Annotated in this window: 14 protein-coding genes; 12 read left to right on the top strand and 2 right to left on the bottom strand. The window is 63.4% G+C overall.

From position 1 onward, the window contains the following. Positions 1-41 precede the first annotated feature (41 nt). The 5 genes from A3E77_RS07970 (at position 42) to A3E77_RS07990 (ending at position 6,057) form a co-directional block, all read left to right on the top strand. Positions 42-719: a class I SAM-dependent methyltransferase gene (locus A3E77_RS07970; RefSeq protein WP_003046415.1), complete on the top strand. Its 678-nt coding sequence runs from the start codon at positions 42-44 to the stop codon at positions 717-719. A 166-nt stretch (positions 720-885) separates the two neighbouring features. Beyond that, complete coding sequence (locus tag A3E77_RS07975) at positions 886-3,207, top strand: heavy metal translocating P-type ATPase (protein ID WP_039578973.1); 2,322 nt, start codon at positions 886-888, stop codon at positions 3,205-3,207. A 52-nt stretch (positions 3,208-3,259) separates the two neighbouring features. After that, positions 3,260-3,736 (top strand): YybH family protein, encoded by a 477-nt coding sequence (locus A3E77_RS07980; RefSeq protein ID WP_011542707.1) that lies wholly within the window; start codon positions 3,260-3,262, stop codon positions 3,734-3,736. A gap of 264 nt (positions 3,737-4,000) precedes the next feature. Beyond that, a complete protein-coding gene (locus A3E77_RS07985; RefSeq protein WP_293644785.1) occupies positions 4,001-4,594 on the top strand; it encodes a c-type cytochrome in 594 nt (197 codons plus the stop codon). Between the two features lie 185 nt (positions 4,595-4,779). Next, entirely contained in the window at positions 4,780-6,057 is a 1,278-nt protein-coding gene (locus A3E77_RS07990; RefSeq protein ID WP_011542709.1) for a hypothetical protein, read from the top strand. 307 nt (positions 6,058-6,364) lie between these two features. Here A3E77_RS07990 and A3E77_RS07995 read toward each other — a convergent pair whose 3' ends face one another. Next, the gene (locus tag A3E77_RS07995; protein WP_058455286.1) at positions 6,365-8,479 is read right to left on the bottom strand and encodes a TonB-dependent receptor; all 2,115 of its coding nucleotides are present in this window, start codon (positions 8,477-8,479) and stop codon (positions 6,365-6,367) included. Positions 8,480-9,125: 646 nt separating this feature from the next. Beyond that, the gene (locus A3E77_RS08000; protein WP_039578962.1) at positions 9,126-9,524 is read right to left on the bottom strand and encodes a MerR family transcriptional regulator; all 399 of its coding nucleotides are present in this window, start codon (positions 9,522-9,524) and stop codon (positions 9,126-9,128) included. Between the two features lie 80 nt (positions 9,525-9,604). On the opposite strand from A3E77_RS08000, the gene A3E77_RS08005 reads away from it, so the two are divergent. The 7 genes from A3E77_RS08005 to A3E77_RS08035 all read left to right on the top strand — a co-directional run bounded on the left by A3E77_RS08005 (position 9,605) and on the right by A3E77_RS08035 (position 17,240). Continuing rightward, the gene (locus A3E77_RS08005) at positions 9,605-10,426 is read left to right on the top strand and encodes a MauE/DoxX family redox-associated membrane protein (RefSeq protein ID WP_276203603.1); all 822 of its coding nucleotides are present in this window, start codon (positions 9,605-9,607) and stop codon (positions 10,424-10,426) included. Between the two features lie 103 nt (positions 10,427-10,529). After that, positions 10,530-10,892, top strand: a complete 363-nt coding sequence (locus tag A3E77_RS08010; RefSeq protein ID WP_058455287.1) for a hypothetical protein — start codon at positions 10,530-10,532, stop codon at positions 10,890-10,892. A gap of 65 nt (positions 10,893-10,957) precedes the next feature. Further along, positions 10,958-11,224, top strand: a complete 267-nt coding sequence (locus tag A3E77_RS08015; protein ID WP_058455288.1) for a hypothetical protein — start codon at positions 10,958-10,960, stop codon at positions 11,222-11,224. 127 nt (positions 11,225-11,351) lie between these two features. Beyond that, entirely contained in the window at positions 11,352-12,518 is a 1,167-nt protein-coding gene (locus A3E77_RS08020; protein WP_293644787.1) for a TolC family protein, read from the top strand. Continuing rightward, positions 12,515-13,744, top strand: a complete 1,230-nt coding sequence (locus A3E77_RS08025) for an efflux RND transporter periplasmic adaptor subunit (RefSeq protein WP_058455289.1) — start codon at positions 12,515-12,517, stop codon at positions 13,742-13,744. The genes A3E77_RS08020 and A3E77_RS08025 overlap by 4 nt, the downstream gene beginning before the upstream one ends. After that, positions 13,741-16,875 carry an efflux RND transporter permease subunit gene (locus A3E77_RS08030; RefSeq protein WP_293644790.1) on the top strand — a complete coding sequence of 1,045 codons (3,135 nt, stop codon included), beginning with the start codon at positions 13,741-13,743 and terminating at the stop codon, positions 16,873-16,875. The genes A3E77_RS08025 and A3E77_RS08030 overlap by 4 nt, the downstream gene beginning before the upstream one ends. Then, a complete protein-coding gene (locus A3E77_RS08035; RefSeq protein ID WP_011542714.1) occupies positions 16,872-17,240 on the top strand; it encodes a copper-binding protein in 369 nt (122 codons plus the stop codon). The genes A3E77_RS08030 and A3E77_RS08035 overlap by 4 nt, the downstream gene beginning before the upstream one ends. Positions 17,241-17,305 lie beyond the last annotated feature (65 nt).

Raw genomic sequence — 17,305 nt, forward strand, 5'->3', positions numbered from 1 at the left:
CGCAATCCGGCGGCAAGCCAAAGCGTCGAAAGGAGACGGCCATGCCCGACCCGAAACCCGTAGCAAGATCCTACACGCCAGCGGCAGGATATCACTTCCTGACGCCCTTTTATGATTTCGGCGTCGCGGTGACAACGCGCGAGCGCGTGTGGCGCGACCGTCTCGTTCGCCATATGGCGCTCGGCGAGGGTGACGTCATTCTCGATATCGGCTCGGGTACGGGAAATCTTGCGCTGGCGATCGCTCGCCATAGCCGGGACGTCCGCTATCTTGGTTTCGACCCCGACGAGGCAGCGACGCGAATTGCCCGAACGAAGACCGCGCAGATTGTTCCACCGCCGGAGTTTCGAGTTGGCTTTTTCGCGGCTTCGGCGATCGATGACTGGCCCCCGCCTGCCAAGATTGCGATCTGCCTCGTCCTTCATCAGGTCGGGCTTGAGGAAAAGGCACGTCTGCTACGCGAGGCCCGGCAGGTGCTCGCGCCGGGCGGCAAACTCTATGTTGCCGACTATGGGGAACAGCGCAGCCGCCTCATGCGGTTGTTGTTCCGCCTCACGATCCAGCAGCTCGACGGCGTCCAGGACACCCAGCCCAACGCCGATGGATTGCTCCCGGTGCTGATGAGAGAGGCAGGCTTTTGCGATGTTCGCGAGCTTGAGACGTTCCGCACGCCAACCGGTGCGATCGGGATCATCGAGGCCCGAAAGCCCGGGACCTGACGGCACGGGGCAAAGAAAATCCAAGGGATAACCGCTCTTCTTGCGTATCGATAGAAGCGGCTCCATTCTGGAACCGCCAGGAACGACGCCAACGGCGAACTCGACCGGTGGCGTTTGGACCGCCCCGCCGCGAGGCGGGCATCCGACACATACGGGAGCGGCGGCGATGCACGATCATCAGGGCGCAGAAAAAGGCAGCGGGAGCACGACTGATCCGGTCTGCGGCATGATGGTCGATCCGGCCACCACACCTCATATCGCGACGCATAGCGGCAAGCATCACTATTTCTGCAGCGCAGGCTGCCTCGCCAAATTCGAGGCCGATCCCGATCTTTATGCCGCAAAACGCGAGCCGGCCGCAGCCGATGCACCCGAAGGCGCCATCTGGACCTGCCCGATGCATCCCGAGATCCAGCGCGCCGGCCCCGGAAGCTGCCCGATCTGCGGCATGGCACTCGAGCCCGTCATGCCGACAGCATCGGGCGGCCCCAGCGAAGAATATCGCGATATGCGGCGGCGCTTCTGGATCGGGCTCCTTCTCGCACTCCCGGTGGTTGCGCTCGAAATGGGCGGCCATCTGACAGGCCTTCATCAATTTGTCGGTCGCCAGACGAACAACTGGACCCAGATGTTGCTCGCGACTCCCGTCGTTCTATGGGCGGGCTGGCCCTTCTTCGAGCGCGCGTGGCTCTCAATCCGCAACAAAAGCCTCAACATGTTCACCCTCATCGCGATGGGGACCGGGGTCGCGTGGGGCTACAGCATGATCGCGGCGATCGTCCCCCAAATCTTTCCGGCTGCGTTCCGCGCCGATGATGGCTCGGTCGCGGTCTATTTCGAGGCGGCGGCGGTCATCACGGTGCTGGTGCTACTCGGGCAGGTGCTCGAACTCAGGGCCCGCGAAACGACGAGCGGCGCGATCCGCGCGCTCCTTGACCTCACACCGAAGCTCGCCCGGCGCGTCCGCAGCGATGGAAGCGACGAGGAGGTCGCGCTCGAGGACGTCGCGGTCGGTGACATGCTACGCATCCGTCCGGGCGAAAAAGTCCCCGTCGATGGCATCGTCGTAGAAGGCCGCGGCACGGTCGACGAATCGATGGTCACGGGCGAATCGATGCCGGTGACCAAGGCGGCCGGGGCGGCGCTGGTCGGCGGAACGATCAATCAAACGGGCGGCCTGCTCATGCGCAGCGAGAAGGTCGGGCGCGACACGATGCTCGCGCGAATCGTACAGATGGTCGCCGATGCGCAGCGCAGCCGCGCGCCGATCCAGCGTCTCGCCGATGCCGTTTCGGGCTGGTTCGTGCCCGGCGTCATCGTCGTCGCCATTGCCGCTTTCGTTGTCTGGTCGCTTCTGGGCCCCGTGCCCGCCATGGCCTATGGCCTTATCGCCGCCGTCTCGGTGCTCATCATCGCCTGTCCCTGCGCGCTCGGCCTCGCGACGCCAATGTCCATCATGGTCGGCGTGGGGCGCGGCGCCGAAGTTGGCGTGCTGATCAAAAATGCCGAGGCGCTTGAGCGGATGGAGAAGGTCGACACGCTCGTCGTCGATAAGACCGGGACGCTGACAGAAGGCAGACCCTCGGTCGTCGCCATCGAAGTCGCCGAAGGGTTCGAGGAAAACGACCTCCTCCGGATTGCCGCGAGCCTTGAGCGCAGCAGCGAACATCCATTGGCCGCCGCAATCGTCAAAGCGGCGGAAGACCGCGCCCTCGCGCTCGTCGAGCCATCGGGAGTCGACCAGCCGGTCGGCAAGGGCATCGTCGGGGTCGTCGACGACAAGGCGATCGTCCTCGGCAATGCGAACTTTCTCGAAGAATATGACGTCGATCTGGGCGCACTCGCCGAGGCGGCTGACCGGCTTCGTACAGACGGTGCAACGGCGATCTACATCGCGGTCAGCGGCAAGGCGGCCGGCGTCATCGCCATCGCCGATCCGGTCAAGGAGACGACGGGCGACGCACTCGCGGCGCTGCGCGAAGCCGGAATCAAGGTCATCATGCTAACCGGCGACAATCGCGTCACCGCCGAGGCGATCGCGCGGCGCCTCGGCATCGACGACGTCGAGGCCGATGTCCTCCCCGACCAGAAGAGTGCGGTCGTGCAGCGGCTGCGCGAAGAGGGCCGGATCGTCGCCATGGCCGGCGACGGGGTAAACGACGCCCCCGCGCTCGCCGCCGCCGACGTCGGCATCGCGATGGGTTCGGGAACCGATGTCGCCATCGAAAGCGCGGGTGTGACGCTACTGCGCGGCGACCTTCTGGGCATCGTGCGGGCGCGGCATCTCAGCCATGCGACGATGGCGAACATCCGTCAGAATCTCTTCTTCGCTTTCGCCTATAATGTCGCCGGGATTCCCGTCGCTGCGGGCGTGCTCTATCCGATTTTCGGACTATTGCTCTCGCCGGTCATTGCCGCCGCTGCAATGGCACTCTCGTCCGTCAGCGTCATCGCCAATTCTTTGCGGCTGCGCTTTGCCAGAATCTGATCGAAACCACCGGAGGCACTCGTGAAGTGTCGGCACAACAAGGGGAAATGATATGAGACGACTGACGATTACAGCAATCGCATTGGCCATGCTGGTGGCCGTCCCGGCTCAGGCGACCGAGCCTGCGGATTATCAGGGCGCGGCGGCAGCGCTCGCGCAGTATAAATCGGCGATGGAGAAACTGGACCTGACCGGCGTCGAGGCCCTCTTTTCGCCAGACGCCCAGATATTCGAGTCCGGCGGCGTTGAAGGGAACTTCGCCCACTATCGCGACCATCACATGGGTCCCGAACTCAAGGAATTCAAATCCTTCACCTTCCGCAATTACAAGATTTCGGTTCGCGGCGAAGGAAATATCGCGATCGCAACCGAGACCTACAGCTTCTCGATTGTGCTCGCGAGCGGCGAGACCATCGAACGGGATGGCGTCGCTACGAGTGTCCTCAAACAGGACAACGGAAAGTGGCAGATCTTCAATCTCCACAGCTCCTCACGCAAGCCGAAGGTGCGGCCGGCGGGTGGCATCTGAGCGGGCAAAAAAGGGGCTAGTCCTCACGATCTCTCCGAACCCACACCTAGCAGGACGCATGAGCCCGAGCGGGTGTGGGCACCCTGAAATGGCTCGTCGCGGCAAGTACGGAAACGCCTGCCTCGTCTGTGACAAGGGCAAAGCTGTTGGGGTGCGTATCATCTGTTGCACAGCCGCCGCATTGCGTTCGGCTGCAAAGCTCAAGGCCTGTTATGCGGGAGATAGATAATGGAGCGATTTCGAACTTTCGATTTCCGAAAGCATATGCCGAGCGTGACGTTCACGCTGCTGGCGGTTGCCCTGATAGCGGGCGCGGGTGCGATCACCGTCTATCTCGGCCTATATAATATAGCGGCCGATGCCCCCCATAACCGGCTGACTTACAGCGTCATCGAAACATTCAGGGAGAAGTCCATCGCAGCGCGATCCGGATCGATCGCGGTGCCGGCAGATTTGGCGGCTCCGGCGCGGATCGCGTCGGGCGCAGGTCTCTATACCGAGATGTGCAGCGGCTGCCATCTCGCGCCCGGGATGGAAAAGACCGAAATGAGTCAAGGGCTGTATCCGCAAGCGCCCGTCTTGTTCAAAGGTTCGGAACGTTCGGCTGCGGAGCAATTCTGGATCATCAAGCATGGCATCAAGATGACCGCCATGCCGGCCTGGGGGAAAACGCATGATGATCGTCTCATCTGGGATATGGTCGCGTTTGTCCGAAAACTCCCTGGCCTGTCGCCGGCACAATATCAGGCTATTACGCAGAATGCGCCAATGGACCATGACGCGATGATGAAGGGCATGACAGAGGCGGAAGGCGCGAGTCAGAAATCAAGCGGAGCGGGCGAACACGCAGGGCACTGAGGTCGTCGACAATTATGCAGCGCCGGGCGTGAACGGGCTCGTTTCGACCTTCCATTCCCGCCCACCTTGCCGGTGGGACGGAAGGTTTCGCCTTTCGCTAAGGGCCGGATCGAGCGAACTGTCTTGGCCGGCAAGCCGCAGGTGGAAAACAGCAATTCGGAATGGATCAAGCGGGGGCTATAAACATGAAGCGCGATCTTGTTCGCGAACTGATCGAGCGCTGGCGCGGCGATTCCGGCTCGACCTATCAAAGCTGGTTCCTGTGGGAGGAACGACTGAAGAATTTTCGGTCGATCAGAAGAGGAATCTCGCAGGTCGTCGCCGAAATTGAGGCCGGCACCTTCGGAGCGGCATATCGGGGCTCGTCATTGGAGATCATTGTTCATTCAATCGCCGAGCAACGACAGATTTTCAAAGGTGCGGATCATGCTTTCTTGTGGAAGCCCAAACTCCGAATCCCGGACATCTACGAGAACGCCGACAATCAACGAGCTTTTGGCAGACTTCTTCACCATTGCTCCTGTTGCGATACCGCCGAGGAGGTCGTCGCCGGGATCCTCGCAATCGACAGACAGAAGATCAAGGGGTTGGGTCCTGCGGTAGCCAACATTCTCTATTTTCTGCATCCCACCCTTGTGCCTCCGTTCAATACGGCAATCGTAAAGGGCTACAACGCGCTGACGGGTGCGAATGTGAAGCTTGGCAGCTGGGAGCATTTTCTCGCGATGCGCGCGGGCATTCTGGATCTCAACGATTGCTACCGGGATCTTCTCTCCAACGATTTGGGCGCGATAGGAGGGCTGCTGTTCGATATCGGATCGGGACGGTTTCCAGCCCCACCGCTCAGCGGTTCGAGCGAAAATGCTCGCGATTGGATGGCCTTGCTGAATGAAACGCGCTCACAGTCCGACAAGTTCGATAAGGGGCTTGCAAATCAGAAAGAGAGCGACCGGACGCATAGCGAAGTCCAATCCTGGCTTCGGGACCTCGGCCTTGCACTTGGATATGACGTCTGGGTAGCGGCAAATGACCGGGGGCGCCTTCATGAGGGTGTACCGCTCGGGTCTCGATGCCTCGATAGCTTGCCGCATGCCATCGCAACCGCTCAAGGAAGCGATGCCATAAGACTGATCGACATCTTATGGCTCGAGCAATCGACGGCTACGGTCGCGGCGGCATTCGAAGTCGAGCATTCGACATCCATTTATTCCGGAATTGTCCGCATGCTTGATCTCGCGCTGAGCAGCGAGAATCTTCATTTGTCGACGCCACTTTTCCTGGTTGCACCCGATGCGCGAGAAGCCGATGTCCGCGCTCAGCTCCGACGCCCGGCTTTCAGCCGGATCGGTGATCTCGACATTTCCTACCTGCCCTACGCCGAGCTCGAACAGAACAGGGTCGCCATTGCCCGCTTCGGTACGGGCCTGAAGGCGATCAAGGCGATCTCCCATCCATTGCCGTGAGGCAGCCGACGACGCGTAGGCCTCCGAAAGCAGTTGGTCTTTGCATCCTCGCGGCGTCACAGGGAAAGCCGGGCATCGAAATCGCGCGCGCTACCGACGTTCAGGATGGGACTAGCCCGTATCTGTTCGTGCCATCTTACTGTCCGGCTCATCGTGCCATCAGCAGGGCCGTTCAAGTAACGGCGCCGGTGAGAACAGGGACATATCATGTCCTGCGTTCAGAGGAAGTATTCCCCCCGGGCGCAAGCGCCCAGGGGGACCGACGACCGTAGGGGAGTCGCCGGGGGACCTCGCAGGACGAGGAACCTCAGAAAAAGTAGCGCAGCTGCAATCCGTACTGGCGCGGCTCGCCGTAGATGTAGAGCGGAAGAGTAGGGTTCGAGACACCCGTCGCGTCCGTCCCGATCGTACTATAGCTCACATAGCGCTCGTTGGTGAGATTTCGGCCATAAAGCGCAATTTCCCACGCTTCGCTCGCCGGCTGCCATGCGACACGCCCATTTATAAGGGTCGTGGCGTTTCCGGAAAAAAGCGGATTGTTGCTGGGCTTGAAAAAGATGCTGTCGCGCCAGGAGATATCGGTCCGTAATGTCAGCATTCCGCCGCCCAGGGAGGCCTTATATTCTCCGCCGAGAGTGATGTTCCACTTCGGCGCGTTCGGCAGCCGCTTGCCCTTGAGGCTTGCGCCGACGTCGTCAAAATAGACATCGTAGCGCGCATCGAGATAAGCGATCGTGGATGTAAGCGTCAGGCGATCGAACGGCCGTGCCATCAGTTCCGCTTCAACGCCCTTGATCGTCGCCTTGCCGGCGTTGGTGGTACTGGCAACGCCATTATTATACTCGACCACCTGAAGATTGGTGTAATCATAATAGAAGGCCGAAAAATTAGCTCGAAGCCGGCGATCGAGGAGCGTCGACTTCAGGCCGACTTCGTAGCTCCAGACATACTCCGGGAGGAAAGGCCGCCCGTCTCCCAGCTGGAATCCACCCGATTTGAACCCGCGGGTTGCCGACGCATAAGCCATGACGTCATCGGCAAGGTCGTAATCGATCCCAATTTTCGGAGTCCAGGCGGTCCAGGATGATTTGGGCTGACCGGCATCGACCTGATTTCCGTTCAGCAGGACACGATATCCGAAATCCTTTTTTTCGTATGAGTATCGAAGCCCTCCGGTCAATCGCAGGCGGTCGATGAGTTCGTAGCTTGCTTGTCCGAAGAGCGCGAATGCATTCGTCGTATTGTTTTCCGGGATCGCGAGCCGACGACCCGGTTCGATGATCCGTATTTCGTCGTTGCCCTTTTCATTCAGATAGAATGCTCCGACGATCCAGCGCAGCTTGTCCGCATCGTTGTTGAGAAGTTGGAACTCTTGCGTGAAACTGCGGGAACGTTCGTAAAATTCGATATCGCGGAGGAAGAGGTCAGTCGAGTCAACGTCGAGCGCCTGGACGACCTTGCTCTTGCGCAGCGCCGTAATCGAGCGGAGCGTGACCGGGCCGCCGTCCCAGTTCATGGTCGAGGACACGCCCCAGGCATCGACATCGTAACGCGGCAGGCGGTCGAGTGCGGCCTCTTTGTCATTGGCCGGGATCGTCGCCCCCGCATCGACGAAGCCTTGCGGATAAAAGGGCCGAACAGACCGCGCGCCGGTCTCGCGATCACGGCTGGCATCCGCCCGCAACACGATCTCAAGACGGTCGCTCGCGTCAATCGCAAGCGTCAGTCGTCCAGCGAGATTATCTTCGTTTTGGTATCGCCGTCCCGAGACGACGTCGCGGTAGATGCCGTCGCGCTGGTTGGCAAGCAAGGTGAGGCGGCCTCGGACGCCCGCTCCAAGCGGTCCAGAAATCGTGCCGCTCAGCGAGCGCTTCTCGTAATTTCCGACGGTGAGTCCCAGCGCGCCAGTCAAATCCTCCGTAGGCATTTTGGAAATGATGTTGAGTGTGCCGCCGGCGGAGTTGCGACCGAAGAGAACGCCTTGCGGTCCGCGCAGCACCTCGATGCGTTCGACGTCGAACAAATCCTGATAGCTTGTGGTCGGGCGCGAGATGTAGACGCCGTCATAATGGACTGTCGTGCTGGGGTCGGTCGCAACGCCGAACGCCGAGGTGCCAATTCCACGAATATTGATGATCGCCATGGAATCGTTGGTGATCGACACGCCCGGCACAAAAAATTGGAGGTCTTCGACGTTTGATATGCCCGTTGCCGTAAGCGCCTCGCCGGTCATCGCTGTCACCGAGACGGGAACGGACTGCAGATTTTCCTCGCGCTTCTCCGCCGTTACGATGATCTCGGCGAGGCCGTCCGACTGGGCTTCCTGAGCCTGCGCGGGAAACGCGACCGCCACCGCAATCGCCGCCATCGAGCTTCGCTGCATTGCGCGCTTCGTCGACGAATAACAGTATAATTTGTTCATTATGCTTCCCCTGTTTCGAAGAACTGCCCTTTCGCGCAGCCCAAATGAGTTTCGGGGAAGTCGAGGACAAAAACATGCATGCCCGGAAACCGCTGCTTACGGCTTCCGGGTTCAAGCACCCAACATCCCCTACTGACATTGATTACGCACCAGAACGACTCATCCCTCAAAAATGGTTCGGGCGACGTAAAACCATCGGAATTGGGCTCCCCGATTTGTTCAGATCGCCAGGATGAAGTTGATCCGGAACGCCCAAAGGCTCCTACCTTCATCCAGAAGCGGCGCTTTTCGCTTCTGCCCCTCGTCGGAGCCTTGGTCGGCGCCGTGCACGTGACGCAATCGCTCGCTTGACCCTATGGTCAGGTCTTCCCCGTGGAAGCCTATTTGTTCGCTCTGATGCCGGTCCTAGCCGCGGAGATTCGATGGCGCCTGACCCAGGCACTTCGGACGGCCGTCGCAACTCCGGACGCGGCAGCGGCGAGACACTGCGGCTGCGATCCGCGCTAGCCTTCAGCTCGATGTCGCAGCCGGAGTTACCATCCCATCGCTTGTAGCCGGGATGCTGGAACCATTTGCGACCGATTGACACCAGTTTGAGGGAGGTGAGACGGGCCGTCAGCACCATCCGCCCCCAAGACCAGTCGGGCTAGATCTGCTCGAACGCCGCTATGATCGGGCAGTGGAGCGTGTCGGCGGCAGCGCATTGGCGCGACAGGCCCATGAGCGCGCGCCGCGCCACATCGAGTTCGGCGATCGTCTTTTCGATCGCCGCGATGCGCGCGTCGGCCAGTTCGCGCGCTCGCGCGCGATCGCTCGACGCGTCGAGTTCGAGCAGTTCGGCGATCTCGGTGAGCGTAAATCCCGCTGCCTGTGCCGATTTGATGAAGCGCAGACGGCGCAGAACCGCCTCGTCGTAACGCCGGACTCGGCCTTCCGACGGGGCGCTGGCCGACTGAGGCGGAACGGGCAACAGGCCGCGGCGTTGGTAATAGCGGATCGTCTCGACATTGACGCCGCCCTGCCGGGCAAGCTGGCCGATGGTCATGTCACGCAAGGCCTTGACTCCGTACTATGGTACGGAGCCTATATAGCGGGAAGCGATCGGGAATCAAGAAAGGCGAATCGATGAATATGCAGGTTCAGCGCGCGAACGAAAGCGCGCCAGCGCACACTGGTGCGGCGGTTTCGGGCAAGCCGCGGGCGACCATCTATCGCATGGTGATGGAGCAGCATATCTGCCCCTATGGCCTGAAGGCGCTGCATCTGTTGCGCAGCCGCGGCTATGACGTCGAGGATGTCTGGCTGACGACCCGCGAGGAAACCGACGCATTCAAGGCGAAACATGGCGTCGCGACGACGCCGCAGACCTTCATCGAAGGCGAGCGGATCGGCGGTCTTGACGATCTGAGGCGCCATCTCGGTCTGAAAGTCCGCGATCCTAAGGCGCTTACCTATAAGCCCGTCATCGCGCTCTTCTCTATCACCGCGCTGATGGCGCTGGCCGCCAGCCAAGCGGTGTCGGGCACGCCCTTCACAATCCGTGCCGCCGAATGGTTTATCGGGTTCAGCATGGCGTTGCTTGCCTTCCTCAAGCTCCGCGACATCGAGAGCTTCTCGAGCATGTTCCTGAACTATGACCTGCTCGCCAAGCGGTGGGTGCCCTACGCCACCATCTATCCGTTCGCCGAGGCGCTCGCGGGCATCCTGATGATTTCCGGCGCGCTGAGCTGGATTTCGATCCCGGTCGCGCTCTTCATAGGGAGCATCGGCGCCGTCTCTGTCTTCAAGGCGGTCTATATCGACAAGCGCGAACTTAAATGCGCCTGCGTCGGCGGCGACAGCAATGTGCCGCTGGGCTTCATATCGCTGACCGAGAATCTGATGATGATCGCCATGGCGCTGTGGATGCTGCTCGCGCCCGCTGCCATGACGATGGGCCATAATTAACCGGGCCCGGTGTAACCGTGAGGGGACCGCCGGCGAACAGGTCGGCGGGATCTTCCTCCAGTTTCGAATTGACGCCAAGTTTGACAAGGATCATGCTTTTACCGTGAAACGCTGGCTCACCTTCCTGCTTCTTGTCGGAGCCGTCCTCGGCCTCCTGGCACAGGAAGCCGCGTTCGCCTCCGCGCCGGCGATCCCGGCAGCCGCAACCACGACTACCGCGGCGATGAGCGACGAATGCGCCGAGATGATGGGAATCGACAAGTCCCAAGATAGCGCACCCTGCAAGGGCCTGACCCTCGATTGCATCGCCAAGATGGGCTGCGCGCTGCCGCTGGCGGTCGCGGCGCCCGCCGCCTCGCTGGAGGCGGCCGCCTATCGGCCGGCGCCGGTAGACGCGCGGCCTGCCGTTCGCTTGACGGGCCGAATCGTCGGTCCCGAGCCCGAACCGCCTCTATTCCGCGGCTGAAACGCGCGATGCGCGCCGGTCTCCCCGGCGCGTGTCTCCCAGCTTTTCAACCGAGGAATTTCACCATGAAGACGATTTTTGTCGTTGCCGCGCTCGCGGCCGCAACCCTTGCCGCTCCCGTGTCCGCGCAGGACGCGAGCGGCGGTCATTATGAATGGCAGACCCGCCAGGTGCCGGGACCGAACAAGTCCAATATCAACCCGCGCGTTCGCGTGTGGGTCAAAGACGCATCAATGAATATGGCGGCCTGCGACTGCACCATGATGAAGACCGACGCAGCGGGCTGCATGCACGACATGCCCGGACATCGCATGTCGCCCTCCAAGGGCTGACGGCTTCCGTCCCCCGGCCGACGTGCCGGGGGACATTTCCGCCTGACTCGAAAGAGGGGGACATATGCGCATATATCTTGCGGCAGTTTTGCTTATCCCGACGCCCGCGGCGCTACATGCCGAGCCGATGACGCTCGATACGGCGCTCGACCGCGCGGCATCAGAGGCGCCCGAATTGCAGGGTCGCGAAGCCGGCATCGATGCTGCCCAATCGGCGGCGATCGCCGCCGACCGGCTGCCCGACCCGAAACTCAATATCGTCCTGCAGGATTTCCCGGTGACCGGGCCCGACGCGGGCCGGTTCAATCGCGACGACTTCACGATGCAGGTCGTCGGCGTCAGCCAGGAGTTCCCGAACCCCGCCAAGCGCCGCGCGCGCGCAACGCGTGCGCAGGCCGACATCGGAATCGCCCGCGCCGACGAGGCGGTCACCGCGCAGGATATCAGGCTCGCGACCGCGCTTGCCTGGGTCGACCTTTACTACGCCAAGAAGCGTCTCAAGGAACTCGACCTGCTCGATTCTGGTCTTGAAGACCTTCAAGCGACGGTGACCGCGCGGCTGGCCAGCGGCGCTGCGCGCCCGGCACAGGCGCTTGAACCCGATCAGCTTCGCGCCGCGATCAATGATCGCCGCAGCGCACTCGCCGCCGAGATTGCCCGCGCCCGCGCGCAGCTCGCGCGCTTTACCGGCGACGCAGCCGCCGACACGCTGGGAGACTTGCCGCCGCAAATGATCGACGAGCAAGGATTGCGCTCCGGAATCGACGCCCTGCCAAGGCTGCGCGCGCTCGATGCCCGCGCCCTCGCCGCCGATGCCGAGACCGGTCTCGCCCGCGCAGACAAGCGCCCCGACTGGAGCGTCAACGCGGCCTATGGGCGGCGCGAGCCCAATTTTGGCGACCTCGTCACGGTTGGCGTCACCGTAGATCTGCCCTTCTTCTCGAAAAGGCGGCAGGATCCCAAGATCGCCGCGCGCGCCAGCGAGGCGACGCGCGCCCGGCTCGACCGTGAGGCCGCCAAGCGCGACATCGCGGCGGGGCTCGACGCCGATCTCGCCGATCACCGCATGCATCATGAACAACTCGCCAATGCGCGCACGCGGCTCGTGCCGCTCGCGAAGAAGCGCGCCGAGCTCGATCTCGCCAGCTACGCCGCCGGAAAGCTCGATCTCGGGACCGCACTCCTGTCGACACTCGCGCTCGCCGAGGCCGAAGTCGATGCGCTCGCTCGCGAAGCCGAGGTCGCGCGCGACGCGATCCGGATCAACACTATTTATGGGGAGGCAGGTCGATGACCGATGCAACATCAGCGGCGCGTTGGCGCGCCGGAATATTGGCCGCGGTGCTGATCGCGGGCGGCAGCGGTTACTGGCTGGGACAGAGCGGTCAGAGCGATGCGCCAAGCGAAGCGGCAGGCAGCGGCGGGCGCAAGATCCTCTATTATTATGATCCGATGTTCCCGAACCAGAAATTCGACAAGCCCGGCAAGTCGCCCTTCATGGACATGCAGCTCGAGCCCAAATATGCCGACGAGGGCAGCGGCGCGGCACCGGGCGTGTCGGTCGATCCTGCCGCGCGGCAGAGCCTCGGCATAAGGGTGGTCGTGGCCGAAATGGGCAGCCTCGCGGCGACCTTCGACGTCAACGGCAGCATCGATTTCAACCAGCGCGACGTCACGATCGTCCAGGCGCGCTCGGGCGGATTCGTCGAGCGCGTCTATCGCCTCGCGCCCGGCGACGTCATCGGCGCCGGCACGCCGATCGCCGACCTGCAATTGCCCGAATGGGGCGGCGCGCAGACCGAATATCTGAGCGTCAAGAAACTCGGACGTCCCGACCTCACTGCGGCGGCGCGGCAGCGGCTGCGGTTGATGGGCATGCCCGAAGGCGTGATTGTCGAAGTCGACCGGACCGGACGCACCGGCGGCCGGATGACCGTCCGCGCGCCGATCGGCGGCGTAGTCCAGACGCTGGGCGCGCGTGCGGGCGTGACGCTTGCCGCGGGGCAGACGCTCGCCGAAATCTCGGGGCTCGGCACGGTGTGGCTCAACGCCGCGCTCCCCGAAGCGCAGGCGGGACTCGTACAGGTCGGCCAGCGCGCGACCGCGACGCTCACCGCCTTTCCCGGCGAAGCATTCACCGGCAGGATCATTGCGATCCTGCCCACTGCATCGGCCGACAGCCGGACGCTGACGGTGCGCGTCGAACTCGCCAATCGCGGCGGGCGTCTCCGCCCCGGCATGTTCGCGGTGGTGGCGCTCGGGGGCGATGCCAAACCGGCGCTGCTGGTGCCGAGCGAAGCGGTGATCCGCACCGGCACGCGCAGCATCGTGATGCTCGAGAAGGGCGACGGGCGCTACCATCCCGCCGAAGTGATCACTGGACGCGAAGGTGGTGGCAAGACCGAGATATTGCAGGGGCTCGCTCCCGGCGAAAAGGTCGTCGCGTCGGGCCAGTTCCTGCTCGATTCCGAGGCGAGCCTGACCGGCCTCACCGTCCGTCCGCTGGAGCCCGCGCAATGATCGCGAAGATCATTCGCGCTTCGGTCGCGGCGCGCGGGCTCGTCGTCGCGGCGGCGCTGATCCTGACCCTGCTCGGGATCGCCGCGGTGCGCACGACGCCGGTCGATGCCCTGCCCGATCTCTCCGACGTCCAGGTCATCATCCGCACCACCTATGCGGGTCAGGCGCCGCGGATCGTCGAGGATCAGGTCACCTATCCGATCACGACGACAATGCTCTCGGTGCCCGGCGCGCGCGTCGTGCGCGGCTACAGCTTCGTCGGCGACAGCTTCGTCTATGTGCTCTTCGACGACGGCACCGATCCCTATTGGGCGCGCAGCCGCGTGCTCGAATATCTGAGCCAGGTGCAGAGCCGGCTCCCCGACGGCGCGCGGGCGAGCCTCGGCCCCGACGCGACCGGGGTCGGGTGGATCTATGAATATGCGCTCGTCGACAAGAGCGGCCGCCACGATCTTGCCGAGCTCCGCAGCCTCCAGGACTGGTTCCTGCGCTTCGAACTGAAGTCAGTGCCGGGCGTCGCCGAGGTCGCGAGCATCGGCGGCATGGTGCGCCAATATCAGATCATCGTCGATCCGCAGAAGCTTGCCGCCTTCGGCGTGACCGCAACCGACGTGGCAGACGCCCTCAAGCGCGCAAACCAGGAAAGCGGCGGCGGCAGCCTCGAACTCGCCGAGGCCGAATATATCGTGCGCGCGGGCGGCTATCTGAAATCGCTCGACGATTTCCGCAGCGTCCCGATCCGCACCGCCGGCGGCGGCATCCCGGTGACGGTCGGCGATGTTGCGACGGTCCAGATCGGCCCCGACACGCGGCGCGGCATCGCCGAACTCAATGGCGAGGGCGAGGTCGCGGGCGGCGTGATCGTCATGCGCGAGGGCAAGAATGCCCGCGAGGTCATCGACGGCGTGCGCGCCAAGCTCGCCGAGCTCAAGCGCAGCCTGCCGCCGGGGGTCGAGATCGTCACCACCTACGACCGTTCGGGGCTGATCGATCGTGCGGTCGACAATCTCACCTCGAAGCTCGTCGAAGAATTCATCATCGTCGGGCTCGTCTGCGCGCTGTTCCTGTGGCACGCCCGGTCGGCGCTGGTCGCCATCCTGACCCTGCCGCTCGGCATCCTCATCGCCTTCATCGTCATGCGGCTGCAGGGGCTCAACGCCAATATCCTGTCGCTCGGCGGCATCGCGATCGCGGTCGGCGCGATGGTCGATGCGGCGGTGGTGATGATCGAAAATGCCCACAAGCATCTCGAACATTGGGAGCGCGATCATCCGGGCGAGGAATTGAAGGGCGCCGAGCGCTGGCGCGTCATCACCGATGCCGCCGCCGAGGTCGGCCCGGCGCTGTTCCTCAGCCTTCTCATTATCACCTTCTCCTTCTTGCCGATCTTCACGCTCGAAGGCCAGGAAGGGCGGCTCTTCGCGCCGCTCGCCTTCACCAAGACCTATGCGATGGCGGCCGCTGCGATCCTCTCGATCACGCTCATCCCGGTGCTGATGGGCTGGCTGATCCGCGGAAAGATCCCGGCCGAACAGGCCAATCCGGTCAACCGCTGGCTGACCCGCGCCTATCGCCCGGCACTCGACTGGGTGCTCGAACGGCCGAAAAAGGCGCTCCTCATCGCCGGCCTCGTCTTCGCCACCAGCCTCTGGCCGATGACCCAGATCGGCGGCGAGTTCATGCCGCAGATGCATGAGGGCGATCTCCTCTACATGCCCTCAGCGCTTCCCGGCATCTCAGCAGCGCGGGCGTCGAGCCTGCTCCAGCAGACCGATCGGCTGATCAAGACGGTGCCAGAGGTCGAAAGCGTGTTCGGCAAGGCGGGCCGCGCCGACAGCGCCACCGACCCCGCGCCGCTCGAGATGTTCGAGACGACGATCCGCTTCAAGCCGAAGGACCAGTGGCGCCCCGGCATGACCGAGGAGAAATTGATCGAGGAGCTCGACGCGCGGGTCCGGGTCCCTGGGCTCGCCAATTTCTGGATCCCGCCGATCCGCAACCGCATCGACATGCTCGCGACCGGGATCAAAAGCCCGGTCGGCATCAAGGTCGCGGGCTCGGATCTTGCCGAGATCGACCGCACCGCGAAGCGCATCGAGGGCGTAGTCAGGACCGTCCCCGGCGTCGCCTCGGCGCTGGCCGAGCGCCTGACTGGCGGCCGTTATATCGACGTCGACATCGATCGCGCCGCCGCGGGGCGCTATGGTCTCAACGTCGCCGACGTGCAGGCGATCGTCGCGGGCGCGATCGGCGGCGAGACGATCGGCCAGACGGTCGAGGGGCTCGCGCGCTATCCGATCAGCGTCCGCTATCCACGCGAGATGCGCGACAGCATCGGCGAGCTCGCGGCCCTTCCGATCCTGACGCCGTCGCGCCAGCAGATCACGCTCGGGACGGTGGCGAGCGTCAAGGTCAGCGACGGGCCGCCGATGCTGCGCAGCGAGAATGGCCGCCCGGTGACCTGGATCTATGTCGACAGCCGCGGCCGCGATTTGCAGGGTCTGGTGCACGACATCCAGCGGGCGATCGCGCGCGATGTCGAGCTGCCCCCCGGCGTCAGCATCTCCTACACCGGGCAGTTCGAGTTCCTCGTTCGTGCGACCGAGCGGATGAAGGTGGTCGTGCCGGTCACGCTCGCGATCATCTTCATCCTGCTCTACCTCACCTTCCGCCGCTGGGACGAGGCGCTGCTCATCATGGCGACCTTGCCCTTTGCACTCACCGGCGGGCTCTGGCTGCTCTATCTGCTCGGTTACAACCAGTCGGTCGCGAGCGCGGTCGGGTTCATCGCGCTCGCCGGCGTCGCCGCCGAGTTCGGGGTCGTCATGCTCATCTACCTCAAGCATGCGCTCGCCGATCGCGGCGATGGCGACATATTGGCCGCGATTCGCGAGGGCGCGCTGCTTCGCGTCCGGCCGAAGGCGATGACCGTCGCGGTGATCCTCGCGGGCCTGTTCCCGATCCTCGTCGGGACCGGCACCGGCTCCGAAGTGATGAGCCGCATCGCCGCGCCGATGATCGGCGGCATGCTGACCGCGCCGCTGCTCTCGATGCTCATCATTCCCGCCGCCTATCTGCTGATGCGCAGGCGCGCGGCCCATCCCGTTCAACCCGAAGGAGAAATGACATGAAGAATTTGACCGCCATCGCACTGGGCATCGCGCTCAGCGCAGGACTTGCCGGCTGCGGCAAGCAGGGCGAAGCGCCGAAGACCGAAGAAAAGGCCGCGATGGCCGATGACGCCGGAACCATGGCGATGCCCGCCGAAACCAAACATGGCAAGGGCACGGCGACCGTGACCGCAATCGATAGCGCGAAGGGACAGGTCACGCTCGATCATGGCGCGATCGCCGAACTCGAATGGCCGCCGATGACGATGGGCTTCGCCGCAAAGCCCGAGCTGCTGAAGGACATCAAGGTCGGCGACAAGGTCGCGTTCGAGCTCGACTGGAACGGTAAGGCCGGGACGATCACCAAGCTCGACAAGGCGCCATAATATCCGCCGGCGCGCGCGGCGAAGCCAGTCGTCGCGCGCGCCAGCCCCTTCCTTCCCCGAACCCG

It is taken from the genome of Sphingopyxis sp. RIFCSPHIGHO2_12_FULL_65_19 (genome assembly GCF_001830555.1).
In the GTDB taxonomy this organism is placed as follows: domain Bacteria; phylum Pseudomonadota; class Alphaproteobacteria; order Sphingomonadales; family Sphingomonadaceae; genus Sphingopyxis.

What these genes read in the sequence shown, in the direction of transcription:
- A3E77_RS07995 (WP_058455286.1), bottom strand. Translation starts at nt 8,479, where the DNA reads ATGAACAAATTATACTGTTATTCGTCGACGAAGCGCGCAATGCAGCGA.
- A3E77_RS08030 (WP_293644790.1), top strand. Translation starts at nt 13,741, where the DNA reads ATGATCGCGAAGATCATTCGCGCTTCGGTCGCGGCGCGCGGGCTCGTC.
- A3E77_RS08020 (WP_293644787.1), top strand. Translation starts at nt 11,352, where the DNA reads ATGACGCTCGATACGGCGCTCGACCGCGCGGCATCAGAGGCGCCCGAA.
- A3E77_RS07970 (WP_003046415.1), top strand. Translation starts at nt 42, where the DNA reads ATGCCCGACCCGAAACCCGTAGCAAGATCCTACACGCCAGCGGCAGGA.
- A3E77_RS08025 (WP_058455289.1), top strand. Translation starts at nt 12,515, where the DNA reads ATGACCGATGCAACATCAGCGGCGCGTTGGCGCGCCGGAATATTGGCC.
- A3E77_RS07975 (WP_039578973.1), top strand. Translation starts at nt 886, where the DNA reads ATGCACGATCATCAGGGCGCAGAAAAAGGCAGCGGGAGCACGACTGAT.
- A3E77_RS07985 (WP_293644785.1), top strand. Translation starts at nt 4,001, where the DNA reads ATGCCGAGCGTGACGTTCACGCTGCTGGCGGTTGCCCTGATAGCGGGC.
- A3E77_RS07980 (WP_011542707.1), top strand. Translation starts at nt 3,260, where the DNA reads ATGAGACGACTGACGATTACAGCAATCGCATTGGCCATGCTGGTGGCC.
- A3E77_RS08015 (WP_058455288.1), top strand. Translation starts at nt 10,958, where the DNA reads ATGAAGACGATTTTTGTCGTTGCCGCGCTCGCGGCCGCAACCCTTGCC.
- A3E77_RS08000 (WP_039578962.1), bottom strand. Translation starts at nt 9,524, where the DNA reads ATGACCATCGGCCAGCTTGCCCGGCAGGGCGGCGTCAATGTCGAGACG.
- A3E77_RS08005 (WP_276203603.1), top strand. Translation starts at nt 9,605, where the DNA reads ATGAATATGCAGGTTCAGCGCGCGAACGAAAGCGCGCCAGCGCACACT.
- A3E77_RS08035 (WP_011542714.1), top strand. Translation starts at nt 16,872, where the DNA reads ATGAAGAATTTGACCGCCATCGCACTGGGCATCGCGCTCAGCGCAGGA.
- A3E77_RS07990 (WP_011542709.1), top strand. Translation starts at nt 4,780, where the DNA reads ATGAAGCGCGATCTTGTTCGCGAACTGATCGAGCGCTGGCGCGGCGAT.